Source organism: Pseudomonas sp. R3-52-08, assembly GCF_003851745.1.
Lineage (GTDB): Bacteria > Pseudomonadota > Gammaproteobacteria > Pseudomonadales > Pseudomonadaceae > Aquipseudomonas.
In genome coordinates this window covers 1,440,979-1,457,673 of the sequence record NZ_CP027730.1, presented here as the reverse complement: position 1 = coordinate 1,457,673, position 16,695 = coordinate 1,440,979, and the positions used below count along the sequence as shown (strand labels likewise).

Below are 16,695 nucleotides of genomic sequence, written 5' to 3'. Positions count from 1 at the left end.
TGCAATCATTGAGAGGGAACAGAAACACGCAAACCTTACACCTAAGTTTATATAAACACTTAGGTGAACCCCATGACTCTCACGATTTCGCCCACTTCGCCTTCTGCTCATTGCGTCACCGCGCCGCTCAATAGAAGTAAGCGCGGCGTCGCCATGCCCGACAAACTATGGCCTCAGCATTCGGTGCTGACTATCTCCCTGCTGAACATGACCCCAGAACAAAAAGCGTTTGTAAAGCACAACATCAACGCATGGGCGCCGCATACCAATCTCTACTTCAAGTTCACCAACAGCCCCAATGGCGACATCCGCATCACTACGGACGCTGACAACGGATCGGGATGGTCAAACGTGGGCACCGGCGCAAAGAAGGTGCCTTTATCCAAACCGACCATGGGCATTGACTTCACCCGCTCGCCAGACAGCGTCGCCGCAACGATCCAGCATGAATTCGGCCACGCCCTCGGCCTCAAGCATGAGCATCAGCACCCTGATCGGACGTTGGACCTGAACAGACAGAACATCCATGACGAATATGCATCGAGAGGAGAACCCTCGTCTAAGGCCCACAACGATATCCTCCGCCCCTTTTCGCGCAGACAGGTAAAAACTTCAAACTATGATGACAAATCCATCATGCACTATGAGGTTCACGCCTCACGACTGAACAGTGGAAAACCCATCCCGCGCAACTTCAAACTATCTGAAGGCGATAAAAGTTTTGTGCAGACACTGTACCCGGAGGATAAAACACTGCTCGGCAAACTGCTCAGTACCGGCATCCGCGTAATGATCAACGCCCAAACTACTTGATGCTGCCCAAGTTCGCTTCACTCATATCCAGATCCGCCAGGACTTCGCGCAATACATCATCGCCAATTTGATGTTGGCGACTCAAACGATACAACTCCAACCGCTGCGCACGCAGCCCCTTGAGCCGCAGCTTGCGTTCCAGCTGGTCCATCTGCAGCGCCAGGGCCTGGGCTTCGGCGGAATCGTTGAATACCTCAAGCTGGTGGCGATATTCCGACATCAATCGCGCCTTGAGCTCAGTGGCCAATGCCGCTTGAGCCGCATCCGACACTGCGGTTTCATCAGGCTCTTCAGCTTCCAGCGCATGGATCGCTGCCACGGCGGTTTTTTTCCAGGCCTCGCGAACCTCTCGGTGACGCTTTTCATCGGGACTCTTTTCGATACCGCGAAGCAGCAACGGCAGCGCGATACAGGCGGCGACCAGCGACAACAGAATGACGCCGGCCGCGATAAAGATCAGCAGGTCGCGCTCCGGAAAAGCCTGGCCCGGCGCCAGCAGCAATGGCACCGACATCACGCCCGCCAGTGTCACCGCACCGCGTACGCCGCCCACCGTCAGCAGCCAACAGGATCGCGCCGTGGGCACCAGGGTCAGCTCGCTTTTGCCACGCACGCGACGCAGCAAGCCTGACAGCCGCCAAATGCTCTGAACCCAGATAAAGCGCAACACCACCAGCACCACGAAGATCGCAATCACGTCCAGGCAGCGGTACATCAAGGTCGGCCACAACGTCGGCTCATGGCTCACCACTGCCTTGATAATGTCCGGCAGTTGCAGGCCCAACAGCAGAAAGATCAGGCCGTTGAAGGCAAACTCCAGCAGCGACCAGACACTGCGATTGAGCAGGCGTGTACTGGTTTGACGCGGCAGCAGGTCCAGCCAGCTCTGCATCATGCCCGCCGCCACGGCCGACAAAATGCCCGACGCGCCCAAGCGTTCCGCCAGTACGTAGGCCGCGAAGGGCAGCAGCAACATGAACACCACGTGGGTGGCCGGGTCATCCCAGCCCCGTGCAATCATCCAGGCGCGCAGGCGACCGACCAGCCAGCTCAACGCCACACCGACTGCCAGCCCACCCACGGCGACCAAGACAAAGGTCAGGCTGGCATCGGCCAGGGAAAACACCCCGGTCAACGCGGCCGCCAGGGCAAACTTGAAGGTCACCAGGCCCGACGCATCATTCATCAAGGCCTCACCCTGGAGCATATGCATCAAGGGGGTGGGCAGGCGGTTCTGGGCAATGGCCGACACCGCCACGGCATCCGTCGGCGACAACACGGCCGCCAGGGCAAAGGCTACCGGCAACGGAATCGTCGGCAGAATCCAGTGAATGAAATAACCCGCACCGACCACCGTGAACAGCACCAACCCCACCGCCAACGTCAGGATCGGCCCGCGCAGGCGCCACAGCTCACGCTTGGGCATGCGCCAGCCATCGGAAAACAGCAGCGGCGGCAAGAACAGAAACAGGAACAGCTCCGGGTCCAGCGCCACATGCAGCCCCAACGTGGGCCAGGCCAGCAGGGCCCCGGCGGCAATCTGTACCAGCGGCAGCGGCAGGGGAATGATGCGCCCGATCAGACGCGACACGCTGACCAGCATCAGTAGGATAAGAACGGTGTAGGCGGTTTGCATAACGCGGGTTTCCCAGACAATCGACTTGCAACGACACATGAGGCAACAACTGGCCGTTGAAGTGCCATATTACCCGGCTATGGTAACCGGCTATGCGGCGCACTGCCTTTTGCACAAACGTCGCACAGCGCTGACGAACGGCGCCGAAACGCGCTGGGCGTGGCATAATCCGCGATCTTTCATTTTTCATTCATCCAAAGGGGGCAATTCCTTGACCGCTTCAAGCAAAACCTTGCACCTTTTCGGCATCAAAGCCTGCGACACCATGAAAAAGGCGCGCACCTGGCTTGATGAGCACGCTGTGAGCTATGAGTTCCATGATTACAAAACGGCCGGTATCGACCGCGAACACTTGACCCAATGGTGCGACGAGCACGGTTGGCAGGTGGTTTTGAACCGTGCGGGCACCACCTTTCGCAAACTCGAAGACGAACGCAAAGCCGATCTCGATCAGTCGAAAGCCATTGAATTGATGCTCGCGCAACCCTCGATGATCAAGCGCCCGGTGCTTGATCTCGGTGACAGAACCCTGATTGGCTTCAAGCCAGATAGTTATTCGGCGGCCCTCAAGTAGGCCAGCCTTCCATTTTTGTAGAGGTAACAGCATGTCCAATTCCCTGTTCAGCCTGGGCTTCGGCGTCGGCACTCAGAACCGCCAAGGTGCTTGGCTGGAAGTGTTTTACGCACAGCCCTTGCTCAACCCATCGGCTGACATCGTCGCGGCCATCGCGCCGATCCTCGGCTACACCGAAGGCAACCAGGCGATTACCTTCACCGTCACCCAGGCCCTGCAACTGGCCGACGCGCTCAAAGGCGTCGATACCGCCCAGGCCGCGCTGCTGAGCCGCCTGGCTGAAAGCCATACGCCGCTGGTTGCGACCTTGCTGGCCGAAGACGCCGCCCTGACCTCCACGCCTGAGGCCTACCTCAAGCTGCACCTGCTGTCCCACCGCCTGGTCAAACCCCACGGCCTGAACCTGGCCGGCGTGTTCCCGCAACTGCCGAACGTGGCCTGGACCAGCCAGGGCGCCATCGACATCGCCGAACTGGCCGAACGCCAGTTGGAAGCGCGCCTGCGCGGCGAGCTGCTGGAAGTGTTCTCGGTAGACAAATTCCCGAAAATGACCGACTACGTCGTACCGAGCGGTGTGCGTATCGCTGATGCCGCCCGCCTGCGCCTGGGCGCCTACGTGGGCGAAGGCACCACCGTCATGCACGAAGGTTTCGTCAACTTCAACGCCGGCACCGAAGGCCCGGGCATGATCGAAGGCCGTGTATCGGCTGGCGTGTTCGTCGGCAAGGGTTCCGACCTGGGCGGCGGCTGCTCGACCATGGGTACCCTGTCGGGCGGCGGCAACATCGTGATCAAGGTCGGCGAAGGCTGCCTGATCGGCGCCAATGCCGGTATCGGTATCCCGCTGGGCGACCGCAACACCGTGGAGTCCGGCCTGTACGTGACCGCCGGGACCAAAGTTGCGCTGTTGGACGAGAAGAACCAACTGGTCAAAGTGGTCAAGGCGCGTGAACTGGCCGGCCAGCCGGACCTGCTCTTCCGTCGCAACTCCGAGACCGGTGCCGTGGAGTGCAAAACCCACAAATCGGCCATCGAACTGAACGAAGCGCTGCACGCTCACAACTAAGCAGCCACTCGATGCCCCAGTGGGCCGCACCTTCGGGTTGCGGCCCGCTTATACGAGTCTTGAACATCATGCTTGTGCCCTCCCCTTGGCGTGCGGACTTTCCAGCCATCGCCACCCTGCAACGGCAAGACCAGACCTACCTGGACAACGCCGCCACCACGCAAAAGCCCCAAGCCCTGCTGGATGCAATCAGCCATTACTACGCCAATGGCGCAGCCAATGTGCACCGTGCCCAGCATTTGCCGGGAGCCCATGCGACCCAGGCGTTTGAAGACAGTCGCAGCAAGGTTGCGCAGTGGTTGAATGCGGGCGACAGCGGGCAGGTGGTGTTTACCCACGGCGCAACCTCTGCGCTGAACCTCCTGGCCTACGGCCTCGAGCACTTATTCGATGCGGGCGATGAGATTGCCATCAGCGCCCTGGAGCACCACGCCAACCTGTTGCCCTGGCAGCAACTGGCCAGACGTCGCGCACTGACGCTGGTGATACTGCCCCTGGACGCTGACGGCGTGATCGACCTTGACGCCGCCGAACGGCTGATCGGCCCGCGCACGCGGTTGTTGGCGGTCAGCCAGTTATCCAACGTACTCGGCACCTGGCAGCCGCTCGACGCCTTGCTCGAGCTGGCCCGCAGCCACGGCGCGCTGACCGTAGTCGACGGTGCCCAAGGCATCGTCCATGGCCGCCACGACGTGCAGGCTCTGGGCTGCGACTTTTATGTATTTTCCAGTCACAAACTGTACGGCCCAGACGGGGTCGGCGTGCTCTATGGCCGCCACGAGGCCTTGCATCACCTGCGTCACTGGCAGTTTGGCGGAGAAATGGTGCAACAGGCGGATTACCACAGCGCCAGCTTCCGCCCTGCCCCCCTGGGTCTTGAGGCGGGAACGCCACCGATAGCTGGCGTGATCGGCCTGGGTGCGACCCTGGATTACCTGACTTCGCTGGATCCACAGGCGGTGGTCAGGCATGAAGCGGCACTGCACGATTATTTGCTGCGCGGCTTAAAAGCGCGCAATGGCGTGCGCATACTCGGCGCGCCGCAGGTGGCGCTGGTCAGCTTTGTGGTCGAGGGCGTGCATAACGCCGACCTCGCGCACCTGCTGACCGAGCAGGGGATCGCCGTGCGTGCCGGTCATCACTGTGCGATGCCGCTGCTCAAGATGCTGCAACTGTCGGGGGCGATTCGCGTGTCCCTCGCGCTGTACAACGACTCCGATGACTTGGAACGCTTTTTTGAAGCGCTGGACCAGGCGCTGGAGATGCTGCGATGAGCTTGCCGGTGGATGCGGTGGCTGCGCTGGAAGCCTTTCAGTCAGTCGGCAGTTGGGAACAACGCGCCCGAATGCTGATGCAATGGGGTGAACGCCTGCCCGCCTTGGCGGATGAGGACAAGGTCGATGCCAACCTCGTACAGGGCTGTGAGAGCCTGGTGTGGTTGGTGGGGCATTTGCACAATGGCCACTGGCAGTTTGCCGCCAGCAGCGAGGCGCGGATGATTCGTGGACTGGTGGCGTTGTTGCTGGCGCGGGTGAATGGGTTGTCGGCGGCTGAGTTGCAGGCGGTTGATCTGCCCGGATGGTTTGCTCAACTCGGATTGTCGCGACAATTGTCACCGTCACGCAGCAACGGCTTGAATGCAGTCCTGCAGCGCATGCGCGAACTCAGCCATACATAAAACCAAATGTGGGAGGGGGCTTGCCCCCGATTGCGGTGGATCAGTCAACTTATTCAGTGACTGACACTAAGCTATCGGGAGCAAGCCCCCTCCCACATTTTCAGGCAGGCTTGACCCGCTCCGACGGCCGGCGAACCCCAGCCACAATCTTGTCCACCGCCTTGGTCGCCGCCACCATGCCGAACGTAGCGGTCACCATCATTACCGCGCCAAACCCTCCCGCGCAGTCCAGCTTCACGCCGTCGCCGACAAAACTCTTCTGCAAACAGATGCTGCCGTCCGGCTTGGGATAGCGCAGCTGCTCGGTGGAAAACACGCAGGGCACGCTGTAATGGCGGGTTACCGTGCGTGAGAAGCCATAGTCACGACGAAGAGTGGAGCGTACTTTCGAGGCCAGCGGGTCGTTGAAGGTGCGGTTCAGGTCGCACACCTGGATCAGCGTCGGGTCGATCTGCCCGCCAGCGCCACCGGTGGTGATGATCTGGATCTTGCGGCGCTTGCACCAGGCAATCAGTGCCGCCTTGGCGTTGACCGCGTCGATGCAGTCGATCACGCAATCGATGTTCGGGGTGATGTACTCGGCCATGGTGTCGCGGGTAACGAAGTCCGCCACCGCATGCACGGTGCAATCCGGGTTGATACCGCGCAGGCGTTCGGCCATCACCTGGACTTTGGGTTTGCCCACGGTGCTGTCCAGCGCATGCAGCTGGCGGTTGCTGTTGCTGACGCAAACGTCATCCAGGTCAAACAGCGAAATCTCGCCCACCCCGCAACGGGCTATCGCTTCCGCCGCCCACGAGCCCACGCCGCCGACGCCGACGATCGCCACATGGGCCGCTTTCAAGCGTTCCAGGCCCTCAATGCCATACAAGCGGGCGACGCCTGCAAACCGCGGATCTTCTGTGCTCATGACCATTACCCTAAAAACCGGCGCGCATTATGGACTACGCCGCGACAAGTTCGAAGCTTCCAGCTACAAGTAAAGAACTTAGGTGAACATTCGCGGACTAACGTCCGGCTTTTCTCTGTCTGCTGTACGCTCAGGGAAAGGCCGGTGTAGGATGCGCGCCGTTCGGTGCAGGCCGACACCTCTTTTCGTTCCACACCCTTTGGAACCCGAAATAACCATGGCATCGCGTAAATTTGGACTCAACCTGGTGATCGTGCTGGCAATCGCCGCGCTGTTCACTGGCTTCTGGGCGCTGATCAACCGCCCGGTCACCGCTCCCAACTGGCCCGAACAGATCTCCGGGTTCTCTTACTCGCCGTTCCAGCAAGGCCAGTATCCTCAGAAAAACCAGTACCCGTCTGACGACCAGATGCGCCAGGACCTGGCGATCATGAGCAAGCTGACGGACAACATCCGTACCTACTCGGTCGACGGCACCCTGGGCGACATTCCCAAGCTGGCCGAAGAGTTCGGCCTGCGGGTGACACTGGGGATCTGGATCAGCCCGGACCTTGAGCGCAACGAACGCGAAATCCAGCGCGCCATCGAAATCGCCAACAGCTCGCGCAGCGTCGTGCGCGTGGTGGTCGGTAACGAAGCGTTGTTCCGTGAAGAAATCACCCCGCAGGACCTGATCGTGCTGCTGGACCGTGTGCGTGCAGCGGTCAAGGTTCCGGTGACGACTTCCGAGCAGTGGCACATTTGGGAAAAAAACCCGGAACTGGCCAAGCACGTCGACCTGATCGCCGCGCACATCCTGCCGTTCTGGGAGTTTATCCCGATGGACAAGGCCGGCCAGTATGTACTCGACCGTGCGCGGGACCTGAAAAAACTGTTCCCGAAAAAGCCGCTGCTGCTGTCGGAAATTGGCTGGCCGAGTAACGGACGCATGCGCGGCGGTAATGAAGCCTCACCTGCCGACCAGGCGGTTTACCTGCGCACGCTGGTGAACAAACTCAATCGCCAGGGCTACAACTACTTTGTCATCGAGGCGTTCGATCAGCCTTGGAAAGTCAGCGACGAAGGCTCGGCGGGCGCTTATTGGGGCGTATTCAACGCCGCGCGTCAGCAGAAATTCAACTTTGAAGGCCCGGTGGTAGCAATTCCGCAGTGGCGCGTGCTGGCCATCGGTTCGGTGGTGCTGGCGCTGCTGTCCCTGACCCTGCTGATGATCGACGGCTCGGCCCTGCGCCAGCGCGGTCGTACCTTCCTGACGTTTATCGCGTTCCTGTGCGGTTCGGTGCTGGTGTGGATCGGCTACGACTACAGCCAGCAATACAGCACCTGGTTCAGCGTGACCGTGGGCATTCTCCTGGCCCTCGGTGCCCTGGGTGTGTTTATCGTGCTGTTGACCGAAGCCCACGAACTGGCGGAAGCGGTGTGGACCCACAAACGCCGACGTGAATTCCTGCCGGTCGAAGGGGAATCGGACTACCGCCCGAAAGTGTCGATCCATGTGCCGTGCTACAACGAGCCGCCGGAGATGGTCAAACAGACCCTCGACGCCCTGGCCGCACTCGATTACCCGGACTACGAAGTCCTGATCATCGACAACAACACCAAGGACCCGGCGGTATGGGAACCGGTGCGCGACTACTGCGAAACCCTGGGCCCGCGCTTCAAGTTCTTCCATGTCGCGCCCCTGGCCGGTTTCAAGGGTGGCGCGCTGAACTACCTGATCCCGCACACCGCCAAGGACGCCGAAGTGATCGCGGTGATCGACTCGGACTACTGCGTGTCGCCCAACTGGCTCAAGCACATGGTGCCGCATTTCGCCGACCCGAAAATCGCCGTAGTGCAGTCGCCCCAGGATTACCGCGACCAGAACGAAAGCACCTTCAAGAAGCTCTGCTATGCGGAATATAAAGGCTTCTTCCATATCGGCATGGTCACCCGCAACGACCGCGACGCGATCATCCAGCACGGCACCATGACCATGACCCGTCGCTCGGTGCTCGAAGAACTCGGCTGGGCCGACTGGTGCATCTGTGAAGACGCCGAACTGGGCTTGCGCGTGTTCGAAAAAGGCCTGTCGGCGGCGTATTACCACGACAGCTACGGCAAGGGCCTGATGCCAGACACCTTTATCGACTTCAAGAAACAGCGTTTCCGCTGGGCCTACGGTGCGATTCAGATCATCAAGCGCCACACCGCCAGCCTGCTGCGCGGCAAAGGCACCGAGCTGACCCGTGGCCAGCGCTATCACTTCCTCGCGGGCTGGCTGCCGTGGGTGGCTGATGGCATGAACATCTTCTTCACCGTGGGCGCGCTGCTGTGGTCGGCGGCGATGATCATCGTGCCGACCCGCGTCGATCCGCCGTTGCTGATCTTCGCGATCCCGCCGTTGGCGTTGTTCGTGTTCAAGGTGGGCAAGATCATCTTCCTCTACCGCCGTGCGGTCGGGGTAAACCTCAAGGATGCCTTCTGCGCGGCCCTGGCCGGCCTGGCGTTGTCGCACACCATCGCCAAAGCGGTGCTGTACGGCTTCTTCACCACCAGCATTCCGTTCTTTCGTACACCGAAAAACGCGGATAACCACGGCTTCTGGGTGGCGATTTCCGAAGCCCGCGAAGAAATGTTCATCATGCTGCTGTTGTGGGGCGCCGCCTTGGGGATTTACCTGGTGCAAGGCCTGCCGAGCAATGACATGCGCTTCTGGGTGGTAATGTTGCTGGTGCAGTCGCTGCCGTACTTGGCGGCGCTGATCATGGCGTTTTTGTCGTCGCTGCCGAAACCGGCGCCGAAGGCAGAGCCTGTTACCGCCGTGTAAAACTTGCGCAATGCACTAAACGGCGGCCTCTGGCCGCCGTTTTGCTATAAGATAACGGCCGTTTTACACGCCTTGCACACATCACTGTAGGAGCGAGCTTGCTCGCGAAAATCGTTAACGATGAAGCGGGCACCCTGAATGCACGCGGAGCCCTTGCGTTTTTCGCGAGCAAGCTCGCTCCTACAATTAGAACGTCGCTGTCTCGATTTCCGGAGTTCTCCCATGACGGTCCATGCCGACCTTTCGCCGACCCTTCAACTCGCCATCGACCTGATCCGTCGCCCGTCGGTCACGCCGATCGATGCCGATTGCCAGAAGCTGATGATGCAGCGCCTGGGCGACGCCGGTTTTGCGCTCGAGCCGATGCGCATCTTCGATGTGGATAACTTCTGGGCCACCCATGGCAACCAGGAAGGCCCGGTGCTGTGCTTCGCCGGCCACACCGACGTGGTGCCGACCGGCCCGGTGCAGGCCTGGCAGAACGACCCGTTCGACGCGCTGATCGACGAACACGGTATGCTCTGCGGCCGTGGCGCGGCGGATATGAAAGGCAGCCTGGCGGCGATGCTGGTGGCGGCGGAGCGTTTTGTCGCTGACTACCCAGACCATAAAGGCTCGGTTGCCTTCCTGATTACCAGCGATGAAGAAGGCCCGGCGCACCATGGCACCAAGGCCGTGGTCGAGCGCCTGGCCGCACGCAATGAGCGCCTTGACTGGTGCATCGTCGGCGAGCCATCGAGCACGACGCTGGTGGGCGATGTGGTCAAGAACGGCCGTCGGGGCTCCCTCGGCGCCACCCTGACCGTGCGCGGTGTACAGGGCCACGTGGCGTATCCGCACCTGGCGAAGAACCCGATCCATCTGGCCGCACCGGCATTGGCCGAACTCGCCGCCGAGCATTGGGATGACGGCAACACCTTCTTCCCACCGACCAGTTTCCAGATCTCCAACCTTAATTCCGGCACCGGCGCCACCAACGTCATTCCCGGCGACCTGACAGCGGTGTTCAACTTCCGTTTCTCCACCGAATCCACCGTGGAAGGGTTGCAGCAGCGGGTCGCAGCGATCCTGGATAAACACGGCCTGGACTGGCATGTGGACTGGGCGCTGTCGGGTCTGCCGTTCCTCACCGAGCCGGGCGCATTGCTCGACGCGGTATCGGCCAGCATCAAGGCGATCACCGGGCGTGAAACCAAGGCATCCACCAGTGGCGGTACCTCCGATGGCCGTTTCATTGCGACCCTGGGTACCCAGGTGGTCGAATTGGGCCCGGTGAATGCGACGATCCATCAGGTCAACGAGCGCGTCCTCGCCAGCGACCTCGATGTGTTGACCGAAATCTACTACCAGACCCTGATCAAGTTGCTCGCCTGATGCTTGCCTGCCCTCTTTGCAGCGCCCCGCTCACTACGGTGGACAACGGTGTGGCGTGCCCCGCCGGGCACCGTTTCGACCGCGCGCGCCAGGGTTACCTGAACCTGTTGCCAGTGCAGCACAAGAACAGCCGCGACCCGGGCGACAACTTAGCGATGGTCGAGGCGCGCCGCGACTTCCTCAATGCCGGGCACTACGCCCCTGTGGCCAAGCGACTGGCCGAGCTGGCCGCCGAACGCGCGCCACAACGCTGGGTGGACATCGGTTGTGGCGAGGGCTACTACACCGCGCAAATCGCCGATGCCCTGCCCCAAGCCGACGGCTACGCCCTGGATATTTCCAAGGAAGCGGTCAAGCGCGCGTGCAAGCGCAACCCGGCGCTGACCTGGTTGATCGCCAGCATGGCCCGCGTGCCATTGGCCGATGCCAGTTGCCAGTTTCTCGCCAGCGTGTTCAGCCCGTTGGACTGGCAGGAAGCCAAGCGCCTGCTCAGCCCTGGCGGCGGCTTGATGAAGGTGGGCCCCACCCGCGGCCACCTGATGGAGCTGCGCGAACGCTTGTACGACGAAGTGCGCGAATACACCGACGACAAACACCTGGCACTGGTGCCGGATGGCATGGGCCTGGCGCACAGTGAAACCCTTGAGTTCACACTGCGCCTGACCGAGCCCGGGGACCGCGCCAACCTGCTGGCCATGACCCCTCACGGCTGGCGTGCGAGCGCCGAGCGCCGCAGCGAGGTGATCGAAGCCGCCGAGCCGCTGCAGGTGACCGTGTCGATGCGCTACGATTATTTCGTGCTTCAATAACCGACTTTTCAGCACCCGCGAATGGATTTTCGAATCCCGCAACGAGGAACATCCATGCGCCAACCCGATATTGAGATTTACCTGAAGGACGCCGACGTCGACTACAAGGCCATCGCCGCCTGGCTGGGCGCCGCTTTGGGCCCGTGCACCGACTGGGTCCAGAAGGGCCAGACCTACAAGTGCAAAGCCGGCAACGTGCCGGTGACCTGGCTGCCAAAAGCCGTCGGCAAATGGAACAGCCTGTACCTGGAAAGCGATCAGACGCCGTGGGACGACGACATCGCCTGCGCCCGCGCCGCGTTTGCCGCATTGAATGTTGAAGTGCGCTGCGCGCCGGGGACTTGGGTCGAGGAAGAGGGTGAGGAAAGCGCCGACCGCTGGATGCGCATCAGTGCCGATGGTGAAGAAGAAATCACCTGGAAAACCGCCTGATTCCGAGTTGCAAACCCAGTCAAATGTGGGAGGGGGGCTTGCCCCCGATGACTGAGTGTCAGTCACCAGATACAGTGACTGACCCACCGCTATCGGGGGCAAGCCCCCTCCCACAGGGGTCCAGCAGTGGTCTTAAAGGCCGACCACATCCTCCGCCTGCAACCCCTTCTCGCCGGTCACCACGGCGTATTCCACCTGCTGGCCCTCGGCCAGCGAGCGGTGGCCGTCACCGCGAATGGCGCGGTAGTGCACGAACACATCCTTGCCGTCTTCACGCTGGATAAAGCCATAGCCCTTGGCGTCGTTGAACCACTTCACACTGCCGGTTTCACGCGTTGTCATCTGTTCACTCCCACTGGTTTTTATTATTGAGTCGCTGGCGTTGAACTGCCGAGTATAAGACACGTTCAAAAACCATCAACCCAACTTTACATCGCCGCTTTTTTGCCGATTTTCGATGAATACGGCACACTACCCGCCCGAGCGCCTGCTCGGTTTTTTCCACTTGAAGCAGTTCGCCTATGACCCGCTCCCCGTTCCGTCGTCTGGTGTTTGGCACCTTGCGTCGACTGCTGTACCTCTGGGTTCGCTCGGAGACGATCAACCAGTCGTCCCTCACCCTTAACCTGGACCGCAGCCGGCCGGTGTTCTACGTCCTGCAATCGCCCTCCCTGACCGAATTGGCCGTGGTCGATACCGAGTGCACCAAGGCCGGCCTGCCGCGCCCGGTGCTGCCGGTTTCGGTAGGCCCGTTGATGGAACCCGCAGCGTTCTTTTACCTCACGCCGGACCCGGATTGGCTCGGCCGCCAGGACAAGCGCGGCACACCGCCCACCCTGACGCGCCTGGTCAACACCCTGACAGAACATGCCGAAGAGAATGCACAAATCATTCCGGTCAGCGTGTTCTGGGGCCAATCCCCCGAAAGTGAGTCCAGCCCCTGGAAACTGTTGTTCGCCGACAGCTGGGCGGTCACCGGGCGTTTGCGCCGGTTGTTGAGCATTCTGATCCTGGGTCGCAAGACCCGGGTGCAATTCTCCGCGCCCATCAACCTGCGTGAATTGATCGAGCACAATAAAGGGCACGAACGCACCGTGCGCATGGCCCAACGCATCCTGCGCGTGCACTTTCGTAACCTGAAGACCGCGGTGATCGGCCCCGACCTGTCCCACCGTCGCAACCTGGTGAAGGGCCTGGTCAATATGCCGCTGGTGCGCCAGGCCATTGCCGACGAAGCCGAGCGCGAGAAAATCTCGCCGGAAAAAGCCAAGGCGCTGGCGCTGCGCTATGGCAACGAAATCGCCTCGGACTACACCTACACGGCGATCCGCTTCCTGGAAGTGGTGCTGAGCTGGTTCTGGAACAAAATCTACGACGGCATCAAGGTCAATAACATCGAGGGCGTGCAACAGGTTGCCCAAGGCTACGAAGTAATCTACGTGCCTTGCCACCGCAGCCATATCGACTACCTGCTGCTGTCCTACCTGCTGTTCAAGAATGGCCTGACCCCGCCGCACATTGCCGCTGGCATCAACCTGAACATGCCCGTGATCGGCAGCCTGCTGCGCCGTGGCGGTGCGTTTTTCATGCGCCGCACCTTCAAGGGCAACCCGCTGTACACCTCGGTATTCAACGAATACCTGCACACCCTGTTCACCAAGGGTTTCCCGGTGGAGTACTTCGTCGAAGGCGGCCGTTCGCGCACCGGGCGCATGCTGCAGCCGAAAACCGGGATGCTGGCGATCACCTTGCGCAGTTTCCTGCGCTCTTCGCGCATGCCCATCGTGTTCGTGCCGGTGTATATCGGCTACGAACGGGTGCTGGAAGGCCGTACCTACCTGGGCGAGCTGCGCGGTGCGAGCAAGAAGAAAGAGTCGATTTTCGATATTTTCAAAGTGGCAGGCGCGCTCAAGCAGCGCTTCGGCCAGGTCGCGGTCAACTTCGGCGAGCCGATCAAGCTGGCGGAGTTTCTCGACCACGAGCAACCGGATTGGCGCTCCCAGGAACTGGGCCCGAACTACAAGCCGGCCTGGCTGAATGAAACCACCCACCGCCTCGGCGAGCAGGTGGCCCGCCATCTGAACGAAGCCGCTGCGGTGAACCCGGTGAACCTGGTGGCCTTGGCGCTGCTGTCTACCACCCGCCTGGCGCTGGATGAGCAGGCCATGGCCCGCCAGTTGGACCTGTACCTGGCGCTGCTGCGCCGCGTGCCCTATTCACCACATACCACCCTGCCGGAAGGCGACGGCCTGGCGCTGATCAAGCACGTCAAGGACATGAAGCTGCTGTCGGAACAGAGCGATGCCCTGGGCAAAATCGTCTATCTGGATGAGCAGAACGCCGTCCTGATGACCTATTACCGCAACAACGTGCTGCACATCTTCGCCCTGCCGGCGCTGCTGGCGAGCTTCTTCCAGAGCAGTTCGCGGATGAGCCGCGAGCAGATCCTGCGCTACACCCATGCGCTTTATCCGTACCTGCAATCGGAGCTGTTCATCCGCTGGTCTCTGGAGGAGCTGGATGCGGTGGTCGACCAATGGCTGGATGCGTTCGTCGAACAGGGCCTGCTGCGCTTCGAAAACAACGTGTACCTGCGCCCGGCGCCGAGTTCGCGACATTTTGTGCTATTGACACTGCTGTCCAAGAGCATCGCCCAGACCCTGCAACGCTTCTACATGGCGATCTCGCTGCTGCTCAACAGCGGCCAGAACAGCATCAGCGCCGAGGAGCTGGAAGACCTGTGCACGATCATGGCCCAGCGGCTGTCGATCCTGCATGGTCTCAATGCTCCGGAGTTCTTCGACAAGAGCCTTTTCCGACATTTCATCCAGACCTTGCTGGAGCAAGATGTGCTGCGCCGCGATGAAGCCGGCAAGCTGAGCTATCACGACCTGCTCGGCGAGCTGGCCGAAGGCGCGGCCAAGCGTGTACTGCCGGCGGACATTCGTTTGTCGATCCGCCAAGTGGCGTTGCATCGCGTCGATGGCGCGGCCGAGCAACCGGTGGAACCGGCGCAATCCCCACTAGATTGAACAAGGCGCCGGGCGGTTTCCGGCGCCGTTGATAAGGAGCTGCACCATGAAGAAGATCATCCTCCTGGGCCTCACGGCCCTGCTCGGAGCCTGCCAATCCATGTCTCCCACCCCCAAGGCCAGCCTCGACGGCGAAGTGTTCTACCTGCAACGCATCGCGCTGCCGCCCACCGCCACCTTGAGCGTCAGCCTGCAAGACGTGTCGCTGATGGACGCCCCGGCCGTGGTGCTCGCCGAACAGAAAGGCCCGATCAAAGGCCAGGTGCCGCTGCCGTTTCACTTAAGTTATGACCCGGCGCAGGTCAAGCCTGGCCATCGCTACTCGGTCAGCGCTCGCATCGAGGTAGATGGCAAGCTACTGTTCATCACCACTGAACGGCACGCCGTACAGCTCGACGGCCAGGATCAACAGCCGCTGCGCGTGCGCGTCGATGCTGCAGCCCACTGAATTCAACCACAAGGAAGCGCCCATGCTCCGTAACCCTCTTCGCCTCACGGCCCTGCTCACCGGCCTGCTGCTGGGCACCAGCGCCATGGCACTGGACCTTGGCAGCCTGTCCCAGGGCGACGCCAGCGGCGGCCTCAAGGACGCCTTGACCCAAGGCGCGCAGATCGCCGTGAAACAACTGGGCACGCCCGGTGGTTTCAGCAATAACCCCGACGTGAAGATCGGCTTGCCAGGCAAGCTGGGCAAGGTCGCTGACAAGTTGAAGATGTTCGGCATGGGCGATCAGGTCACCCAGCTCGAAACCAGCATGAACAAAGCGGCGGAAACCGCCGTTACCCAGGCTCAGCCGATTCTGGTCAATGCCGTGAAAAACATGAGTGTGACCGATGCCAAAGGCATCCTCAGTGGCGGCCAGGACTCAGCTACCCAGTACCTGAACAAGAGCAGTCGCGACCAAATCCGCGCCAAGTTCCTGCCCATCGTCAAGGCTGCCACCGACAAGGTCGGCGTGGCCCAGCAGTACAACGCTCTCGCCGGCAAGGCCGCCGCGTTTGGCGCGGTGGACGCCAAAAGCGCCAATGTTGAAAACTACGTGACCGAACAGGCGCTGGACGGCTTGTTCAAGATGATCGCGCAGCAGGAAGAAACGATTCGCAAGAATCCGGCAGCTGCCGCCACCAGCCTTGCCAAGAAAGTGTTCGGCGCCCTGTAGACAGTGTATGCACCCGAGCAGGCGGGGAAGATCACCTGCTCGGGAGCCGCTCACTGCACCGTCAAAACAACTTGCCGGCCAGCCCGCCAAAGATCACCGCACCCAGCGGCATCACGCCTACGCCGAACTTGATCGAACCACCACCGCCATGGCAGTCGGGTTTGGGTTTGGGTTTGCACTTGTCATTACAGTCATTTGCAGGTGGCTTGGGCTTTGCGCAGTTACCGCCGCCGAAGCTGCTGCTGACAGAAACGCTCAACGATTTGCCGATGAAAAATCCCATTGGACACTCCTTGAATCATCAGATGTGAGATCCGGCCCGCCGGTATGAAATCCGTCGGACCGAATACCTGTAATCAGGTAGTCCATGAGTGGCGAAACCTTAAGAAACGTTCCTTGCGA

16 protein-coding genes are annotated in these 16,695 nt (G+C 61.0%); 12 read left to right on the top strand and 4 right to left on the bottom strand.

Features of this window, described 5'->3' with window-relative positions:
• Positions 1–72: 72 nt before the first annotated feature.
• Positions 73–813 (top strand): M12 family metallopeptidase, encoded by a 741-nt coding sequence (locus C4J91_RS06640; RefSeq protein ID WP_124361604.1) that lies wholly within the window; start codon positions 73–75, stop codon positions 811–813.
• Here C4J91_RS06640 and C4J91_RS06635 read toward each other — a convergent pair.
• Positions 806–2,449: a Na+/H+ antiporter gene (locus C4J91_RS06635; RefSeq protein WP_124361603.1), complete on the bottom strand. Its 1,644-nt coding sequence runs from the start codon at positions 2,447–2,449 to the stop codon at positions 806–808. The genes C4J91_RS06640 and C4J91_RS06635 overlap by 8 nt on opposite strands.
• A 265-nt stretch (positions 2,450–2,714) precedes the next feature.
• Here C4J91_RS06635 and C4J91_RS06630 point away from each other — a divergent pair, with 265 nt between their 5' ends.
• The 4 genes from C4J91_RS06630 (at position 2,715) to C4J91_RS06615 (ending at position 5,767) form a co-directional block, all read left to right on the top strand.
• Entirely contained in the window at positions 2,715–3,023 is a 309-nt protein-coding gene (locus C4J91_RS06630) for an arsenate reductase (protein WP_238785995.1), read from the top strand.
• 31 nt (positions 3,024–3,054) lie between these two features.
• Positions 3,055–4,089, top strand: coding sequence for a 2,3,4,5-tetrahydropyridine-2,6-dicarboxylate N-succinyltransferase (gene dapD / locus C4J91_RS06625; protein ID WP_124361602.1), 1,035 nt, complete (start codon positions 3,055–3,057; stop codon positions 4,087–4,089).
• A 68-nt stretch (positions 4,090–4,157) separates the two neighbouring features.
• Positions 4,158–5,363, top strand: a complete 1,206-nt coding sequence (locus C4J91_RS06620) for an aminotransferase class V-fold PLP-dependent enzyme (protein WP_124361601.1) — start codon at positions 4,158–4,160, stop codon at positions 5,361–5,363.
• Entirely contained in the window at positions 5,360–5,767 is a 408-nt protein-coding gene (locus tag C4J91_RS06615) for a SufE family protein (protein WP_124361600.1), read from the top strand. The genes C4J91_RS06620 and C4J91_RS06615 overlap by 4 nt, the downstream gene beginning before the upstream one ends.
• A gap of 100 nt (positions 5,768–5,867) precedes the next feature.
• Here C4J91_RS06615 and tcdA read toward each other — a convergent pair whose 3' ends face one another.
• Positions 5,868–6,677 carry a tRNA cyclic N6-threonylcarbamoyladenosine(37) synthase TcdA gene (gene tcdA, locus C4J91_RS06610; protein WP_372237484.1) on the bottom strand — a complete coding sequence of 270 codons (810 nt, stop codon included), beginning with the start codon at positions 6,675–6,677 and terminating at the stop codon, positions 5,868–5,870.
• Positions 6,678–6,894: 217 nt separating this feature from the next.
• On the opposite strand from tcdA, the gene C4J91_RS06605 reads away from it, so the two are divergent.
• The 4 genes from C4J91_RS06605 (at position 6,895) to C4J91_RS06590 (ending at position 12,101) form a co-directional block, all read left to right on the top strand.
• On the top strand, positions 6,895–9,486 hold the full coding sequence (locus tag C4J91_RS06605) for a glycosyltransferase (protein WP_124361598.1): 2,592 nt from the start codon (positions 6,895–6,897) through the stop codon (positions 9,484–9,486).
• Positions 9,487–9,708: 222 nt separating this feature from the next.
• Entirely contained in the window at positions 9,709–10,860 is a 1,152-nt protein-coding gene (dapE, locus tag C4J91_RS06600; RefSeq protein WP_124361597.1) for a succinyl-diaminopimelate desuccinylase, read from the top strand.
• Positions 10,860–11,669, top strand: coding sequence for a putative RNA methyltransferase (locus tag C4J91_RS06595; protein WP_124361596.1), 810 nt, complete (start codon positions 10,860–10,862; stop codon positions 11,667–11,669). The genes dapE and C4J91_RS06595 overlap by 1 nt, the downstream gene beginning before the upstream one ends.
• Positions 11,670–11,723: 54 nt before the next feature.
• Entirely contained in the window at positions 11,724–12,101 is a 378-nt protein-coding gene (locus tag C4J91_RS06590; protein WP_065932867.1) for a hypothetical protein, read from the top strand.
• Positions 12,102–12,233: 132 nt separating this feature from the next.
• On the opposite strand, the gene C4J91_RS06585 is transcribed toward C4J91_RS06590, so the two are convergent.
• Entirely contained in the window at positions 12,234–12,443 is a 210-nt protein-coding gene (locus C4J91_RS06585) for a cold-shock protein (RefSeq protein ID WP_057723216.1), read from the bottom strand.
• Between the two features lie 179 nt (positions 12,444–12,622).
• Between C4J91_RS06585 and plsB the strand changes: the two genes are divergently transcribed.
• From plsB to C4J91_RS06570, 3 genes are read left to right on the top strand one after another with little or no spacing between them, the layout of a single operon-like run.
• Entirely contained in the window at positions 12,623–15,133 is a 2,511-nt protein-coding gene (gene plsB / locus C4J91_RS06580) for a glycerol-3-phosphate 1-O-acyltransferase PlsB (protein WP_124361595.1), read from the top strand.
• A gap of 46 nt (positions 15,134–15,179) precedes the next feature.
• Positions 15,180–15,581 carry a YbaY family lipoprotein gene (locus C4J91_RS06575; protein ID WP_124361594.1) on the top strand — a complete coding sequence of 134 codons (402 nt, stop codon included), beginning with the start codon at positions 15,180–15,182 and terminating at the stop codon, positions 15,579–15,581.
• Between the two features lie 22 nt (positions 15,582–15,603).
• Entirely contained in the window at positions 15,604–16,293 is a 690-nt protein-coding gene (locus tag C4J91_RS06570) for a DUF4197 domain-containing protein (protein ID WP_124361593.1), read from the top strand.
• A 61-nt stretch (positions 16,294–16,354) separates the two neighbouring features.
• Here C4J91_RS06570 and C4J91_RS06565 read toward each other — a convergent pair whose 3' ends face one another.
• The gene (locus tag C4J91_RS06565) at positions 16,355–16,576 is read right to left on the bottom strand and encodes a hypothetical protein (protein ID WP_124361592.1); all 222 of its coding nucleotides are present in this window, start codon (positions 16,574–16,576) and stop codon (positions 16,355–16,357) included.
• Positions 16,577–16,695: the final 119 nt, after the last annotated feature.

What these genes read in the sequence shown, in the direction of transcription:
- C4J91_RS06640 (WP_124361604.1), top strand. Translation starts at nt 73, where the DNA reads ATGACTCTCACGATTTCGCCCACTTCGCCTTCTGCTCATTGCGTCACC.
- C4J91_RS06635 (WP_124361603.1), bottom strand. Translation starts at nt 2,449, where the DNA reads ATGCAAACCGCCTACACCGTTCTTATCCTACTGATGCTGGTCAGCGTG.
- C4J91_RS06630 (WP_238785995.1), top strand. Translation starts at nt 2,715, where the DNA reads ATGAAAAAGGCGCGCACCTGGCTTGATGAGCACGCTGTGAGCTATGAG.
- dapD (WP_124361602.1), top strand. Translation starts at nt 3,055, where the DNA reads ATGTCCAATTCCCTGTTCAGCCTGGGCTTCGGCGTCGGCACTCAGAAC.
- C4J91_RS06620 (WP_124361601.1), top strand. Translation starts at nt 4,158, where the DNA reads ATGCTTGTGCCCTCCCCTTGGCGTGCGGACTTTCCAGCCATCGCCACC.
- C4J91_RS06615 (WP_124361600.1), top strand. Translation starts at nt 5,360, where the DNA reads ATGAGCTTGCCGGTGGATGCGGTGGCTGCGCTGGAAGCCTTTCAGTCA.
- tcdA (WP_372237484.1), bottom strand. Translation starts at nt 6,677, where the DNA reads ATGAGCACAGAAGATCCGCGGTTTGCAGGCGTCGCCCGCTTGTATGGC.
- C4J91_RS06605 (WP_124361598.1), top strand. Translation starts at nt 6,895, where the DNA reads ATGGCATCGCGTAAATTTGGACTCAACCTGGTGATCGTGCTGGCAATC.
- dapE (WP_124361597.1), top strand. Translation starts at nt 9,709, where the DNA reads ATGACGGTCCATGCCGACCTTTCGCCGACCCTTCAACTCGCCATCGAC.
- C4J91_RS06595 (WP_124361596.1), top strand. Translation starts at nt 10,860, where the DNA reads ATGCTTGCCTGCCCTCTTTGCAGCGCCCCGCTCACTACGGTGGACAAC.
- C4J91_RS06590 (WP_065932867.1), top strand. Translation starts at nt 11,724, where the DNA reads ATGCGCCAACCCGATATTGAGATTTACCTGAAGGACGCCGACGTCGAC.
- C4J91_RS06585 (WP_057723216.1), bottom strand. Translation starts at nt 12,443, where the DNA reads ATGACAACGCGTGAAACCGGCAGTGTGAAGTGGTTCAACGACGCCAAG.
- plsB (WP_124361595.1), top strand. Translation starts at nt 12,623, where the DNA reads ATGACCCGCTCCCCGTTCCGTCGTCTGGTGTTTGGCACCTTGCGTCGA.
- C4J91_RS06575 (WP_124361594.1), top strand. Translation starts at nt 15,180, where the DNA reads ATGAAGAAGATCATCCTCCTGGGCCTCACGGCCCTGCTCGGAGCCTGC.
- C4J91_RS06570 (WP_124361593.1), top strand. Translation starts at nt 15,604, where the DNA reads ATGCTCCGTAACCCTCTTCGCCTCACGGCCCTGCTCACCGGCCTGCTG.
- C4J91_RS06565 (WP_124361592.1), bottom strand. Translation starts at nt 16,576, where the DNA reads ATGGGATTTTTCATCGGCAAATCGTTGAGCGTTTCTGTCAGCAGCAGC.